The sequence below is a fragment of the Paraburkholderia diazotrophica genome, from assembly GCF_900108945.1.
GTDB lineage: Bacteria > Pseudomonadota > Gammaproteobacteria > Burkholderiales > Burkholderiaceae > Paraburkholderia > Paraburkholderia diazotrophica.
In genome coordinates this window covers 298,850-311,239 of record NZ_FNYE01000004.1, presented here as the reverse complement: position 1 = coordinate 311,239, position 12,390 = coordinate 298,850, and the positions used below count along the sequence as shown (strand labels likewise).

The 12,390-nt window shown below is 63.7% G+C and carries 12 protein-coding genes; 7 read left to right on the top strand and 5 right to left on the bottom strand.

Annotated elements, in window-relative coordinates:
- Window positions 1-79 precede the first annotated feature (79 nt).
- The 4 genes from cysD (at window position 80) to bla (ending at window position 4,277) form a co-directional block, all read left to right on the top strand.
- Window positions 80-1,042 carry a sulfate adenylyltransferase subunit CysD gene (gene cysD, locus BMW76_RS08070; RefSeq protein ID WP_090864677.1) on the top strand — a complete coding sequence of 321 codons (963 nt, stop codon included), beginning with the start codon at window positions 80-82 and terminating at the stop codon, window positions 1,040-1,042.
- Between the two features lie 22 nt (window positions 1,043-1,064).
- Window positions 1,065-2,378: a sulfate adenylyltransferase subunit 1 gene (locus BMW76_RS08065; RefSeq protein ID WP_090864613.1), complete on the top strand. Its 1,314-nt coding sequence runs from the start codon at window positions 1,065-1,067 to the stop codon at window positions 2,376-2,378.
- Between the two features lie 38 nt (window positions 2,379-2,416).
- The gene (gene cobA, locus BMW76_RS08060) at window positions 2,417-3,196 is read left to right on the top strand and encodes a uroporphyrinogen-III C-methyltransferase (RefSeq protein WP_090864612.1); all 780 of its coding nucleotides are present in this window, start codon (window positions 2,417-2,419) and stop codon (window positions 3,194-3,196) included.
- A 187-nt stretch (window positions 3,197-3,383) separates the two neighbouring features.
- Entirely contained in the window at window positions 3,384-4,277 is an 894-nt protein-coding gene (gene bla, locus BMW76_RS08055) for a class A beta-lactamase (protein ID WP_090864676.1), read from the top strand.
- Between the two features lie 41 nt (window positions 4,278-4,318).
- On the opposite strand, the gene BMW76_RS08050 is transcribed toward bla, so the two are convergent.
- From BMW76_RS08050 to lptF, 3 genes are read right to left on the bottom strand one after another with little or no spacing between them, the layout of a single operon-like run.
- Window positions 4,319-4,699 carry a sirohydrochlorin chelatase gene (locus tag BMW76_RS08050; protein WP_090864611.1) on the bottom strand — a complete coding sequence of 127 codons (381 nt, stop codon included), beginning with the start codon at window positions 4,697-4,699 and terminating at the stop codon, window positions 4,319-4,321.
- Between the two features lie 23 nt (window positions 4,700-4,722).
- Complete coding sequence (gene lptG, locus BMW76_RS08045; RefSeq protein WP_090864610.1) at window positions 4,723-5,871, bottom strand: LPS export ABC transporter permease LptG; 1,149 nt, start codon at window positions 5,869-5,871, stop codon at window positions 4,723-4,725.
- A 3-nt stretch (window positions 5,872-5,874) separates the two neighbouring features.
- Window positions 5,875-6,987 (bottom strand): LPS export ABC transporter permease LptF, encoded by a 1,113-nt coding sequence (gene lptF / locus BMW76_RS08040; protein ID WP_090864609.1) that lies wholly within the window; start codon window positions 6,985-6,987, stop codon window positions 5,875-5,877.
- Between the two features lie 137 nt (window positions 6,988-7,124).
- Here lptF and BMW76_RS08035 point away from each other — a divergent pair, with 137 nt between their 5' ends.
- The 3 genes from BMW76_RS08035 to BMW76_RS08025 all read left to right on the top strand — a co-directional run bounded on the left by BMW76_RS08035 (window position 7,125) and on the right by BMW76_RS08025 (window position 9,927).
- Entirely contained in the window at window positions 7,125-8,636 is a 1,512-nt protein-coding gene (locus BMW76_RS08035) for a leucyl aminopeptidase (protein ID WP_090864608.1), read from the top strand.
- A gap of 46 nt (window positions 8,637-8,682) precedes the next feature.
- Entirely contained in the window at window positions 8,683-9,099 is a 417-nt protein-coding gene (locus BMW76_RS08030) for a DNA polymerase III subunit chi (protein WP_090864607.1), read from the top strand.
- Between the two features lie 78 nt (window positions 9,100-9,177).
- On the top strand, window positions 9,178-9,927 hold the full coding sequence (locus BMW76_RS08025) for a DUF2486 family protein (RefSeq protein WP_090864606.1): 750 nt from the start codon (window positions 9,178-9,180) through the stop codon (window positions 9,925-9,927).
- A 76-nt stretch (window positions 9,928-10,003) separates the two neighbouring features.
- Here BMW76_RS08025 and BMW76_RS08020 read toward each other — a convergent pair whose 3' ends face one another.
- Entirely contained in the window at window positions 10,004-10,330 is a 327-nt protein-coding gene (locus tag BMW76_RS08020; RefSeq protein WP_090864605.1) for a c-type cytochrome, read from the bottom strand.
- 217 nt (window positions 10,331-10,547) lie between these two features.
- Window positions 10,548-12,221 (bottom strand): dihydroxy-acid dehydratase, encoded by a 1,674-nt coding sequence (gene ilvD / locus BMW76_RS08015; RefSeq protein WP_090864604.1) that lies wholly within the window; start codon window positions 12,219-12,221, stop codon window positions 10,548-10,550.
- Between the last annotated feature and the right edge of the window lie 169 nt (window positions 12,222-12,390).

Here is a 12,390-nt window from a genome sequence, read left to right as displayed (position 1 = left end):
TTTCGATTGAATCCCTTACGTGCCGCACGCATCAGGTGAGCACCCGAACATGCGACACGAACCAATGAAGGACCAGAAAATGAGCACGACGCTCGATTCCACTGTCAACGCACCGCTGCCCGTCACGGCGAACCGGATGGATCACCTCGACTGGCTCGAGGCCGAATCGATTCACATCCTGCGCGAACTGGTCGCCGAGTGCAGCAAGCCTGCGCTGTTGTTCTCGGGCGGCAAGGATTCCGTCGTCGTGCTGGCGCTTGCGTTGAAGGCGTTCGGCCTCGGCGCGAACCGCAAGACGCAGCTGCCGTTCCCGCTCGTGCACATCGACACGGGTCACAACTACGACGAAGTGATCGACTTCCGCGACCGGCGTGCGCAAGAGATCGGCGCCGAACTGGTGGTCGGTCACGTCGAAGACTCGATCAAGCGCGGCACCGTGCGCCTGCGCCGCGAAACGGATTCGCGCAATGCCGCGCAAGCCGTCACGCTGCTCGAAACCATCGAGCAATACGGCTATACGGCGATGATCGGCGGCGCGCGCCGCGACGAAGAAAAGGCGCGCGCGAAAGAGCGCATCTTCTCGTTCCGTGACGAGTTCGGCCAATGGGACCCGAAAGCGCAGCGCCCCGAGCTGTGGAGCCTGTACAACGCGCGCCTGCATCAGGGCGAGCACCTGCGCGTGTTCCCGATCTCGAACTGGACGGAACTCGACGTGTGGCAATACATCGCCCGCGAAAACCTCGAACTGCCGTCGATCTACTACGCGCACAAGCGCGAGATCGTGCGCCGCAACGGCCTGCTCGTACCCGTGACGCCGCTCACGCCGATCCGCGAAGGCGAGTCGAGCGAAGAAGCGCTGGTGCGCTTCCGCACGGTGGGCGACATCAGCTGCACATGCCCCGTCGAAAGCGATGCAGACGATGTCGAGAAGATCATCGCCGAAACGGCCGTGACGGAAATCACGGAACGCGGCGCGACGCGGATGGACGACCAGACGTCGGAAGCCGCGATGGAACAGCGCAAGAAGCAAGGTTATTTCTAAGGCACACGAGAGCGACACAACCATGAGCATTCATCAACCTGAAGACCTCGGCGTGCTTCGTTTCATCACGGCGGGCAGCGTCGACGACGGCAAGAGCACGCTGATCGGCCGCCTGCTGTACGACAGCAAGGCTGTGCTGTCGGACCAGTTGTCCGCGTTGTCGCGCGCGAAGAACAAGCGCACGGTCGGCGACGAAATCGATCTGTCGCTGCTGACGGACGGCCTCGAAGCCGAGCGCGAGCAGGGCATCACGATCGACGTCGCGTACCGCTACTTCGCGACCGCGAAGCGCAAATTCATCATCGCCGACACGCCGGGCCACGAGCAGTACACGCGCAACATGGTGACGGGCGCATCGACGGCGCACGCCGCGATTATTCTCGTCGACGCGACGCGCGTCACGTTCGAGAACGGCGTCGCGCAACTGCTGCCGCAGACCAAGCGCCACAGCGCGATCGTCAAGCTGCTGGGCCTGCAGCATGTGATCGTCGCGATCAACAAGATGGACCTCGTCGACTACAGCGAAACGCGTTTCAACGAAATCCGCGACGCGTATGTCGCGCTCGCGCGCCAGCTCGGCTTGAGCGATGTGCGCTTCGTGCCCGTGTCGGCGCTGAAAGGCGACAACATCGTGACGGCGAGCGAGCGCATGCCGTGGTACGCGGGCGAGCCGCTGCTCGACGTGCTCGAAGCGCTGCCCGTCGATACGGCCACGCACGACGCACTGCGTTTCCCGGTGCAATGGGTCGCGCGCCAGGACGGCAGCCAGGCCGACGACTTCCGCGGCTATATGGGGCGTGTCGAATCGGGCGAAGTGAAGCTCGGCGATGCGATCGTCGTATTGCCGGTGAACCGCCAGGCGACGGTCGCTGAAATCATCGCGCCCGTGCCGGGCGGCACCGCGCAAGTGGACCGCGCGTTCGCGGGCCAGACGGTGACGATCCGTCTCACGGAAGACGTCGACGTGTCGCGCGGCGATACGTTCGTGCATGCGTCCGCGACGGTTCAGCCGGCGAAGAAGCTCGAAGCGGACCTGTGCTGGTTCGACGACGCGCCGCTGTCGACGGCGCGCAAGTATCTGCTGAAGCAGACGACGAACACGGTGTTCGCGCGTGTCGGCGGCATCAAGCAGGTGCTGGACGTGCATACGCTGTCGCACGCGACGGACCGCCACGAGCTGTCGATGAACGACATCGGCCGCGTGTCGCTGACGCTGCAAAAGCCGATCGTCGCCGACGAGTACGATGCGCATCCGGGCACGGGCGCGTTCGTGCTGATCGACGAAGCGACGCATCACACGGTGGCGGCCGGCATGATTCGTTCTGTCTCTGCATAATGGAAGAGAGCAGGTAACGAAGCGGAACGGAGCAGCAAATGGGCAAGGTTTATCTGATCGGCGCGGGGCCTGGCGCAGCGGACCTGATCACGGTTCGCGGCGCGCGGCTGCTGGCCGTTGCCGATGTCGTGCTGCACGATGCGCTCGTCGAGCCGGCGATGCTCGACTACGCGCCGAAAGCACGCAAGATCGCGGTGGGCAAGCGCTGCGGCAAGCGCTCGACCGCGCAGCACTTCATCAACAAGCAGATCGTCGATGCGGCGCGCGAGCATGGCGTCGTCGTGCGGTTGAAGGGCGGCGATCCGATGCTGTTCGGCCGCGCCGATGAAGAGATGCGCGCGCTCGAAGCAGCGGGAATCGAATATGAAGTCGTGCCGGGCATCACGGCGGCACTGGCGAGCGCGGCATCGCTGCGCCGTTCGCTGACGCTGCGTGGCGTATCGCGCAGCGTCGCGCTGGCGACGCACAGCCGCGCGGCGGATTCCGCCGAGATTCGCGAGCAGGTGAACGCCGATTCGCTCGTGTTCTACATGGGCCGCGACAGCGCGCCCGAGATCGCGCAACAGCTGATCGACGCGGGCCGCGCAGGCTCGACACCCGTGGCGATCGTCGAGGCATGCTCGACGCCGCGCGAGCGGACGTTGACGCTGACGCTCGAAGGACTCGCGGCAGGCGATGCGCAACTGTGGCTCGATCCCGCGCAGCCTTCGCTGCTGATGATCGGCGATGCGTTCGCCGAGCGCGTGCTGACGAGCGAGCCGCATTCGGACGATTCGTCTTCTGCCGAGTCAGGCGAGCCTGCATTGCGGGTCGCGTAGCGCGAGAGCTTTTGCTGTTTCTTTCTTCGGCCGCATTCGCGCGAGTGAATGCGGCCGATTGTCTTTGGTTCGTCGCTTTCGGTTCGTCGCGTCGGTTCGCTGTTATCGGACAGTCGAGCAGACACGCAAAGGCAGGCACATGCGTTGCGATAACATTCGCTTTCGCTCTGCATTCACCACATGCCTCATGTCCCATTCTTCGTTGCGTCGTGCACTGCTGATTGCGCTTGCTGCTGGTCCCGTCATAGGCGTGCGCGCGCAGCCGGCTTCGTCTGTGGCGATCAATCTGGCCGCGCATGAGCGCTTCGAGCAACTCGAAGCGAGGAGCGGTGGACGTCTCGGTGTCGCCGCGCTCAACACGGCCGATGGGTCGTATGTCGGTTATCGCGAGTCGGAGCGCTTTCCGATGTGCAGCACGTTCAAGCTGCTGGCCGTCGCCGCGATCCTGAAGCGCAGCATCGCCGAGCGTGCTTTGCTCGACACGCATATTCGTTATGGCGAGATGGATCTCGTCGCGAATTCGCCCGTGACGAAGCGGCACGTGAGCGAGGGCATGTCGATGGGCGAGATCTGCGCAGCGGCGCTCCAGTACAGCGACAACACGGCGGCCAACCTGCTGTTGACCGCGCTGGGCGGATCAGAAGTGTTGAACGAGTTTGCGCGCTCGATCGGCGATACGTGGTTCGATCTCGTGCGACGGGAGCCGGAACTGAACGACGCCGTGCCGGGCGACATGCGCGACACCACGACGCCGCGCGCGATGATGCGCGATATGCAGAAGATCCTGCTGTCGGACGATGTGCTGGAGCCGCCGCAGCGCGAAAAGCTGAAGGCGTGGCTGCTGGGCAATGCGACGGGAGAAAGACGCATCAGGGCGGCCGTCCGTTCTTCCGGCTGGCCCGTGGCCGACAAGACGGGAAGCGGCGACTACGGCACGGCCAATGATGTCGCCGTTGTGTATTCGCCTGCGGCCGCGTTCGTTGTTGCCGTCTATTTCACTGGCGTAACGCCCAAGGAAACGCCGCCCCAGGACGAGGTCGTCGATGAGGCTGCGCGGATCGTGTTCGATGCGATGAAGTGAAGCGTGCTTCCTGTTCGCGGCGTAAAGCCGTGTAAAGCCGGTCAGGAAGAAGCCTGCCGTAGGCAATAGCCGGCAATCGCCTCGATCACATCGGCGTCCTCGCCGACGGCAACGGAGCAGCGGATCTCGACACTCGGATTGGCCGCGCGGCACTGATCGAGGATAAGAGGCAAGTCGCGCCGGATATGCCCGCCCTGGCCGAAGAACACAGGCACGACGGTCACGACGCACGCCCCCGCAGACACCTGATCGGCGACAGCGGACGGCAGATCGGGCGTCATCAATTCGAGAAACGCGAGCGAAACGGGCCCTGCATCGGCGCCGCGCAACTCGCGCAAGCGGGTGGCAAGACGCTCGAACGGCTCGGCCCAGCGGGCATCTCTCGCGCCATGCGCAAACAGCACAATGCCATGCGATCCCATAGCCGGGCGTCCGTAAAAGGCAGCTAGTGCCGGTCGACCCACTTGAGCCCCACGAGCCCAAGCACGAGATACAACAACGCCGGCGTCGCGGCCGTCAAAGGCGCCGGCCAGGTGTTCAGATTACCGATGTGCGAGAAGAGCGTGTTGAAGAGCTGAAAGCTCATCCCCAGCATGATCCCACCGAACACCTTCATGCCCACGACGCCTGCTCGCGTGTGCAAGTAGGCGAACGGCAACGACAGCACGAGCATCACGAACACAGCGAACGGATACAGCAGCTTGCGCCACAACGCGATCTCATAACGCTGCGTGTCCTGATGATTCTCGGTCAGATGCTGGATATAGCGGAACAGATTGAACATCGACATCCGCTCCGGTGCGACCAGCAGCACCGACAGAATCTGCGGCGTCAGTTCCGAGCGCAACGAGTATTCGGGCAGCGTCACCTGCTTCGCGCGATAGACGGGGTTCAATGCATCGGCGGGCTTGCCCGCGTCGGGCGCGACATCGATCAGTTGCGTATCCGTGACGTCCGTCAGCGCCCAGTGTCCCGGCGGCTGATACTTGCCCGACTTCGCGATGCGCACGTTCGACAGACGGAACTTCGAATCGAACTCGTAGATGCGCACGTTCGTGATCGTCGCATCGGGCTGCAACTGGCCGACGTTCACGAAGCGCGTCACCTGCTCGCCGTCGGCGCGCGACGTCAGCGTGTCCTTCACCCAGACGCCCGACTGGAAATTGCTCGACACCGACGAGCCCAATGCCTCCAGACGCACGCGCTCCGACAACTGGTCCGTGTACGGGCCGACCACTTCGCCGATGATGTACGTGAGGATCACGAGCGGAATGCCGATCTTCAGCAGCGAGCGCAGCGCCTGGTTCGTCGCGAGACCGGACACGCGGAAAATCGTGTATTCGGAATTCGCCGCCATCTGCGCGAACACATAGATCGCGCTGATCAGCGCGGCGACGGGAATGATTTCGTAGAAGCGCGACGGCGTCTGCAACGCGACGCGCAGCACCGCGTACTGAAACTTGTAGTTGCCGTGGCCGACCGAGTTCAGTTCGTTGATCAGGTCGAAGAAGAAGAAGAGACCAGAGAATGCGAACAGGATGAAGATGAACGTGAGGTAGACCTGCCGCGCGAAATACTTTTCATAGATGCGCATCGGTCACGCTCCCTGCGCCGGTGTGTTTGCAACCCGGCTGAACATCGCTCGCGTGAACAACGGCCGGTTGCGCACCCGCAGCCAGAAGATGAACGCGACGACCAGCGCCACCACGATATGCAGCCCCACGAGCCCCACGCCGAACGACATCTTGCCCTGCTCGATCCACGACTGCACGACGTTCAGCAGATTCGAATACGTCAGATAGATCAGCACGGCCATCACAAGGTTGATCGTGCGGCTGCGGCGCGGATTCTGGTGTGCAAGCGGAATGGCGAGCAGCATCAGGTTGATCGCGATCAGCGGCAAGCCCGCGCGCCACGCGAATTCGGCGAGATTCTGGCGCGTCGGGTCGCGGAACAGATCAAGTGTCGGCGTGCCCGTCGTGGTCGGCGTATTGACGACGGGCTGGCTCTGGATCTTCACGCCATAACGCTCGAACTCCATGATGCGGAAATCCGGATGACCCGGCTCGCCGTCATAGCGGCGGCCGTTTTCGAGCACGACGAAGCGGTCGCCGTTCTTGTGCGTTTCCGTGTGGCCGTTCTTCGATACGACCACGTTCACCTTGCCGTTCTCCGTGCTCGTGACGAACACGTTTTCGACGTGGCCCTGGTCGGGCGACATCTTCTCGATGAAGAACACGCGATGGCTCGTGGCCGATTCGCGGAACTGGCCAGGCGCGAGCAGCGATACTTCGTCGCGCTGCTGGAAGCGCGCGCGAATCAGCTTGTTCTGCTGGTTCGACCACGGCCAGCCGACGAACACGAAGAACGCGATCAGAAGGATGATGGGCGTCGCGAACAGCCCGACCGGCTTGATGAAGCGCGTGAGACTCACGCCTGACGCGAGCCACACGACCATTTCGGAATCCTTGTACCAGCGCGTGAGCACGAACAGGATCGACACGAACAGCGTCGCGACCAGCATGATCGCGAGATAGCCGATGACCGTGAGGCCGATCAGTACGAGCACGTCGCGCGGATCGATTTCACCCGATGCCGCGAAGCCGACGATGCGGATCATCATCGTCGTCAGAACCAGCGTGAGCAGGACCATGAACACGGCGCCAGCCGTGTACGCCAGTTCGCGCTGGAGGGAGCGTTCAAAAATCATGGTTGATGAGGAGAGGGCGCGCCCCGGTGGACGGCGGGGTTGGGCCCCATCACGCCTTCCGTGCAGCCGCCGCGGGAAAAATAGCGGATAATTGCGGCTTTCATCCTAAGCCCAGATTTTATCCGAGGACAAGCGCGATGGACTTTAGCATAAAAGCCTGTGATTGGAGCAAAGGCTCGACCAACGGGTTCCTTACCGGGAAATCGGATTGCATCGTGATTGGCGTGTTCGAGTCGCAGACGCTGTCGGGCGCAGCGCTGGAAATCGACGCGGCCACCAAGGGGCTGCTCACGCGCATCGTCAAGGCCGGCGACATGGACGGCAAGATCGGCAGCACGGTGTTCCTGCATGAAGTGCAGGGCATCGGCGCGTCGCGCGTGCTGCTGGTCGGCCTCGGCAAGCAGGATGCCTTCACGCAGAAAGCCTACGGCGACGCCGTGCGCGCGGCATGGCGCGCAATCCTCGGCACGAAGGTCGCGCAGGTCACGTTCACGCTGGCGCAGGCGCCCGTCAAGGAGCGCTCGACGGATTGGGCGGTGCGCGCCGCGATCCTCGCGCTGCGCGAACTGACGTACAAGTTCACGCAGATGAAGAGCAAGCCGGACAACGGCGCGCGCGCGTTGAAGCGCATCGTGTTCAGCGTCGACGCCGCCGATGAAAAGCTCGCGAAGGTCGCCTCGAAGCAGGGCGTCGCGCTCGCGAACGGCATGGACCTGACGAAGGATCTCGGCAACCTGCCGGGCAACGTCTGCACGCCCAGCTATCTGGCGAACACCGCGAAGAAGCTCGCGAAAGACTGGAAGCTGAAGGTCGAGGTGCTCGGCCAGAAGCAGCTCGAAGCGTTGAAGATGGGCTCGTTCCTCTCGGTCACGAAAGGCTCCATCGAGCCGCCGCAATTCATCGTGCTCCAGCATCAGGGCGGTTCGGCGAAGGCTGCGCCCGTGGTGCTGGTCGGCAAGGGCATCACGTTCGACACGGGCGGCATCTCGCTGAAACCTGGCGACAGCATGGACGAGATGAAATACGACATGTGCGGCGCGGGCTCGGTGCTCGGCACGATGCGCGCCGTCGCCGAAATGGGCCTGAAGCTGAACGTCGTCGGCATCATTCCGACCTGCGAGAACATGCCCGCAGGCAACGCGACGAAGCCGGGCGACATCGTCACCAGCATGAAGGGGCTGACGATCGAAGTGCTGAACACGGACGCGGAAGGGCGTCTCATTCTGTGCGACGCGCTCACCTACGCGGAGCGTTTCAAGCCCGCCGCCGTGATCGACATCGCGACGCTGACGGGCGCGTGCATCATCGCGCTCGGCCATCACAACAGCGGCCTCTTCTCGAAGGACGACGTGCTGGCGGGCGAACTGCTCGACGCGTCGAAGGAAGCGGGCGACCCGGCATGGCGTCTGCCCCTAGACGACGAGTATCAGGAACAGCTCAAGTCGAATTTCGCGGATATCGCCAACATCGGCGGACGTCCGGCGGGCAGCGTGACGGCGGCGTGCTTTCTGTCGCGCTTCACGGACGCGTATCCGTGGGCTCACCTCGACATCGCGGGCACCGCATGGAAGAGCGGCGCGGCGAAGGGCGCAACGGGCCGTCCCGTGCCGTTGCTGTCGCAGTTCCTGATCGATCGCGCAGCACAATGATGCATCGCAGTTCCCGCACGCACCAAGCAGTGAAGCAGGCTCGCCGATGACCCGCATCGACTTTCATTCGAACGTCGGCGATTCGCTGCTCTATGCGTGCCGTCTCGTGCGCAAGGCGTATCAGGCCGGCCAGCCGCTCATCGTGCTGGCCGAGCCGCCACGGCTGCGCGCATTCGACGAGCAGCTCTGGACCTTCTCTGCGCTCGACTTCGTGCCGCACTGCATGGCGGCGAGTCCGCTCGCGGCGCAAACGCCCGTCGTGCTCACGTCGTCGCTCGACGACGTGCCCCATCATCAGATACTGTTGAATCTGAGCGCGACAGTGCCGCCGCAGTTCGCGCGCTTCGAACGCCTGCTGGAAATCGTCGGCAACGAGCCCGACGAACTGGCCGCGGGCCGGGAGCGCTACCGCTTCTATCGCGATCGCGGCTATGCTCTAAACAACTACAAGCAGGGCGCCTGACGGTTCATGTCCGCTCGATGCGCGGTCTTGTCCGATTCGCGCGGAACCGCATCGTCCGATCTTTAAAGGGAGGCTTTCGTGTCCCAATCTTCTGACTCTTCCGATCAAGACATTCCCGTTCTGACCGATGTGATGGTCACGGGCCACGATCCCCATGCGAAGACGAAGCGTTCGAAGCGGCATGGGCATGGCCACGATACTTCGCATGCGCAGCGGCATGAAGCGGCGCATGACGAGGATCATCACGAAGCGCATGAAGAGGGACATGAGGGGGTGCATGAAGCGGCGCATGAAGCGCCTCGCGAGCCGTCCACGCAAGAAGACGATGTGCCCGTGCTCGATTCGGTGTATGAGCCTGCGCTTGATGATCTGCCGGACGAGCCAGCCATGCATCCCGAACTCGAAGGAATGGACGCGCATGCGCCGCAAGCCGCGCATGAAGAAGCGCTTGTGCCCGCGCGCGAGCCCGCGCAGTTCGTGCCGGGCGAAGCGGAGTTCACATCGGGATCGGCGGCTGAACGCTATGTCGCGCCGCCTGGCCCCAGCGCAACGCCGGCGCCGACCGGGCACATCCCTACACCCGCCGACGCGCCCGAATATGATGCGGACGTGCTGGCCGAACGCTTGCGCGCACGCTTCGCGACCTATCTGAAAGGCGAGGGGCGCAACCTGATCGAGGCGCGCTGCCGCGACGCGTTTCAGGATCACACGACGTGGCTCGTCAACCAGATCACGCGCGAAGTCGCGCTCGCACTCGAAACGGAAATGCTGAGGTGGGTGCGCGAAGCGATCCGCGAAGAACTCGGCAACAGCGCGGACGGCAAGTAAGCGCCATTTGACGTTTTACGTCGCGCGCCTTCAACGCGCCGGGGCGCGATCCGCAAGCCCGTACCCGGCGCTGGCGTTATTTGAGCGTCATGATCCAGCTTGCGAGCGACGCTGCTTCGTCGGGCGTGACCTGCGTGTTCGCGGGCATCGGCACAGTGCCCCAGACACCCGCGCTGCCTTCGATGATCTTGCGCGCGAGGTAATGCGAGGCATCGCTGCGCGATGCGTACCGGGCGGCGACATCGTGCAGCGCCGGTCCCATGAACTGCCGCGTCACCGAATGGCAGCTCATGCAGTTCTCCTTCTGTGCGAGCGCGAGGCCTGGGGCCGATTCCGCGCGCGCCGCGCCGGCGAGCGTCAAAGCGCCTGCCAGCAAGACTGCCGCATACGACTTCGATTTCATTATGGTCTCCGCCGGCGACCTGGGCCCGGCCTGTGGTGGACGCATTATAAAAGCAAAGGGGCACACGGCGATCCGTGTGCCCCTTCGTTCGTCGAAGCCTCGCGCTGCATTCGTTCGCTGCGATCTCGCGTTGCTGCGTTGCGTCAGCGAAGGCAGCGCTTGCGGCGTCTGTGGCGTCGCGTCAGTGGCGTCCAGTGACGCGATCGGCGTTCGCGCCTCAGCCCGTGACGGCGCCCTTGTTCGCCGGCTTCGCGAGCGCCGCGAACTTGGCCAGCACGCCACGCGTGTAGCGCGGTGCCGGCTGCTTCCATGCTGCGCGGCGGCGGGCGAGTTCCGCGTCGTCGACGTTCAGTTGCAGCAGCAGCTTGTGCGCGTCGATCGTGATCGAGTCGCCTTCCTGCACGAGCGCGATCGTGCCGCCGACAAACGCTTCCGGCGCGACGTGACCGACGACCATGCCCCACGTGCCGCCCGAGAAGCGGCCGTCAGTGATGAGGCCGACGGATTCGCCGAGCCCCTTGCCGATGATCGCCGAAGTCGGCGCGAGCATTTCCGGCATGCCCGGACCGCCTTGCGGGCCGAGGTAGCGCAGCACGACGACATCGCCGGCCTTGATCTTGTCGGCGAGGATCGCTTCCATCGCGCTCTGCTCGTCGTCGAACACGCGCGCCGGGCCCGTGATGACGGGGTTCTTCAGGCCGGTGATCTTCGCGACGGCGCCGTCTTCCGCGAGGTTGCCCTTCAGGATCGCGAGGTGGCCTTCGCTGTAGAGCGCCTTGTCGATCGGATAGATCACGTTCTGATCCGCGCGCGGCTTGGCCGGCACGTCCTTCAGTTCTTCTGCGATCGTCTTGCCCGTGATCGTCATGCAGTCGCCGTGCAGGAGGCCCGCGTCGAGCAGGAGCTTCAGCACTTGCGGGATGCCGCCTGCCTTGTGCAGATCGGTCGCGACGTACTTGCCCGACGGCTTCAGGTCGCAGATCACGGGCACTTTCTTGCGCATGCGCTCGAAGTCCTCGATCGTCCACTCGACTTCCGCAGCGTGCGCGATCGCGAGATAGTGCAGCACGGCGTTGGTCGAGCCGCCCGTCGCCATGATCAGCGCGACGGCGTTTTCGATCGACTTCTTCGTGATGATGTCGCGCGGCTTGAGGTCCTTCTTGACGGCGTCGACCAGCACTCGCGCCGATTCGGCCGCCGAATCCACTTTCTCCTGATCCGGGTTCGCCATCGTCGACGAGTACATCAGCGACATGCCGAGCGCCTCGAACGACGAGCTCATCGTGTTCGCCGTGTACATGCCGCCGCACGAGCCCGTGGTCGGGCATGCGTTCTTTTCGACCCCTTCGAAATCTTCCTGCGACATGCGGCCCGCCGTGAATTCGCCGACGGCCTCGAACGACGACACAATGGTCAGATCGGTGCCCTTCCAGTTGCCCGGCTTGATCGTCCCGCCATACACGTAGATGCCGGGGACGTTCATGCGCGCGAGGCCGATCATGCCGCCCGGCATGTTCTTGTCGCAGCCGCCGATCACGACGACGCCATCCATCCACTGACCCTGCACGCAGGTCTCGATACAGTCGGCGATCACTTCCCGCGACACGAGCGAGTACTTCATGCCTTCCGTGCCCATCGACATGCCGTCCGAAATGGTCGGCGTACCGAAGGTCTGCGGGTTCGCGTCGGAGCGCCTGACGGCTTCGACGGCGGCGTCCGTGAGGCGTTGCAGGCCGGCGTTGCACGGCGTGATCGTCGAGTGGCCGTTGGCGACGCCGATCATCGGCTTGTCGAAGTCATCTTTCTGATAGCCGAGTGCGTAATACATCGAACGGTTCGGCGAACGCGCGACGCCTTGCGTGATGTTCTTCGAACGACGGTTGTACGGCATGGGGAGCTCCATCCAGTTGTTTTGATCCGTGCGCCCGTTGGCTTGCTCGCGGCCCAATGGCGGGCGGGCTGGCGCGGGTTCTTAAGTCTAGTTCGGGCGCGTCGCGCAAGAATGCAGTTTCTGCAAACGAATGTCCAATATATTATTCAGCGCCGATTAGGTCGTAAAA

What these genes read in the sequence shown, in the direction of transcription:
- lptG (WP_090864610.1), bottom strand. Translation starts at nt 5,871, where the DNA reads ATGCGCATCTATGAAAAGTATTTCGCGCGGCAGGTCTACCTCACGTTC.
- BMW76_RS08035 (WP_090864608.1), top strand. Translation starts at nt 7,125, where the DNA reads ATGGACTTTAGCATAAAAGCCTGTGATTGGAGCAAAGGCTCGACCAAC.
- lptF (WP_090864609.1), bottom strand. Translation starts at nt 6,987, where the DNA reads ATGATTTTTGAACGCTCCCTCCAGCGCGAACTGGCGTACACGGCTGGC.
- ilvD (WP_090864604.1), bottom strand. Translation starts at nt 12,221, where the DNA reads ATGCCGTACAACCGTCGTTCGAAGAACATCACGCAAGGCGTCGCGCGT.
- BMW76_RS08050 (WP_090864611.1), bottom strand. Translation starts at nt 4,699, where the DNA reads ATGGGATCGCATGGCATTGTGCTGTTTGCGCATGGCGCGAGAGATGCC.
- bla (WP_090864676.1), top strand. Translation starts at nt 3,384, where the DNA reads ATGTCCCATTCTTCGTTGCGTCGTGCACTGCTGATTGCGCTTGCTGCT.
- cobA (WP_090864612.1), top strand. Translation starts at nt 2,417, where the DNA reads ATGGGCAAGGTTTATCTGATCGGCGCGGGGCCTGGCGCAGCGGACCTG.
- cysD (WP_090864677.1), top strand. Translation starts at nt 80, where the DNA reads ATGAGCACGACGCTCGATTCCACTGTCAACGCACCGCTGCCCGTCACG.
- BMW76_RS08065 (WP_090864613.1), top strand. Translation starts at nt 1,065, where the DNA reads ATGAGCATTCATCAACCTGAAGACCTCGGCGTGCTTCGTTTCATCACG.
- BMW76_RS08020 (WP_090864605.1), bottom strand. Translation starts at nt 10,330, where the DNA reads ATGAAATCGAAGTCGTATGCGGCAGTCTTGCTGGCAGGCGCTTTGACG.
- BMW76_RS08030 (WP_090864607.1), top strand. Translation starts at nt 8,683, where the DNA reads ATGACCCGCATCGACTTTCATTCGAACGTCGGCGATTCGCTGCTCTAT.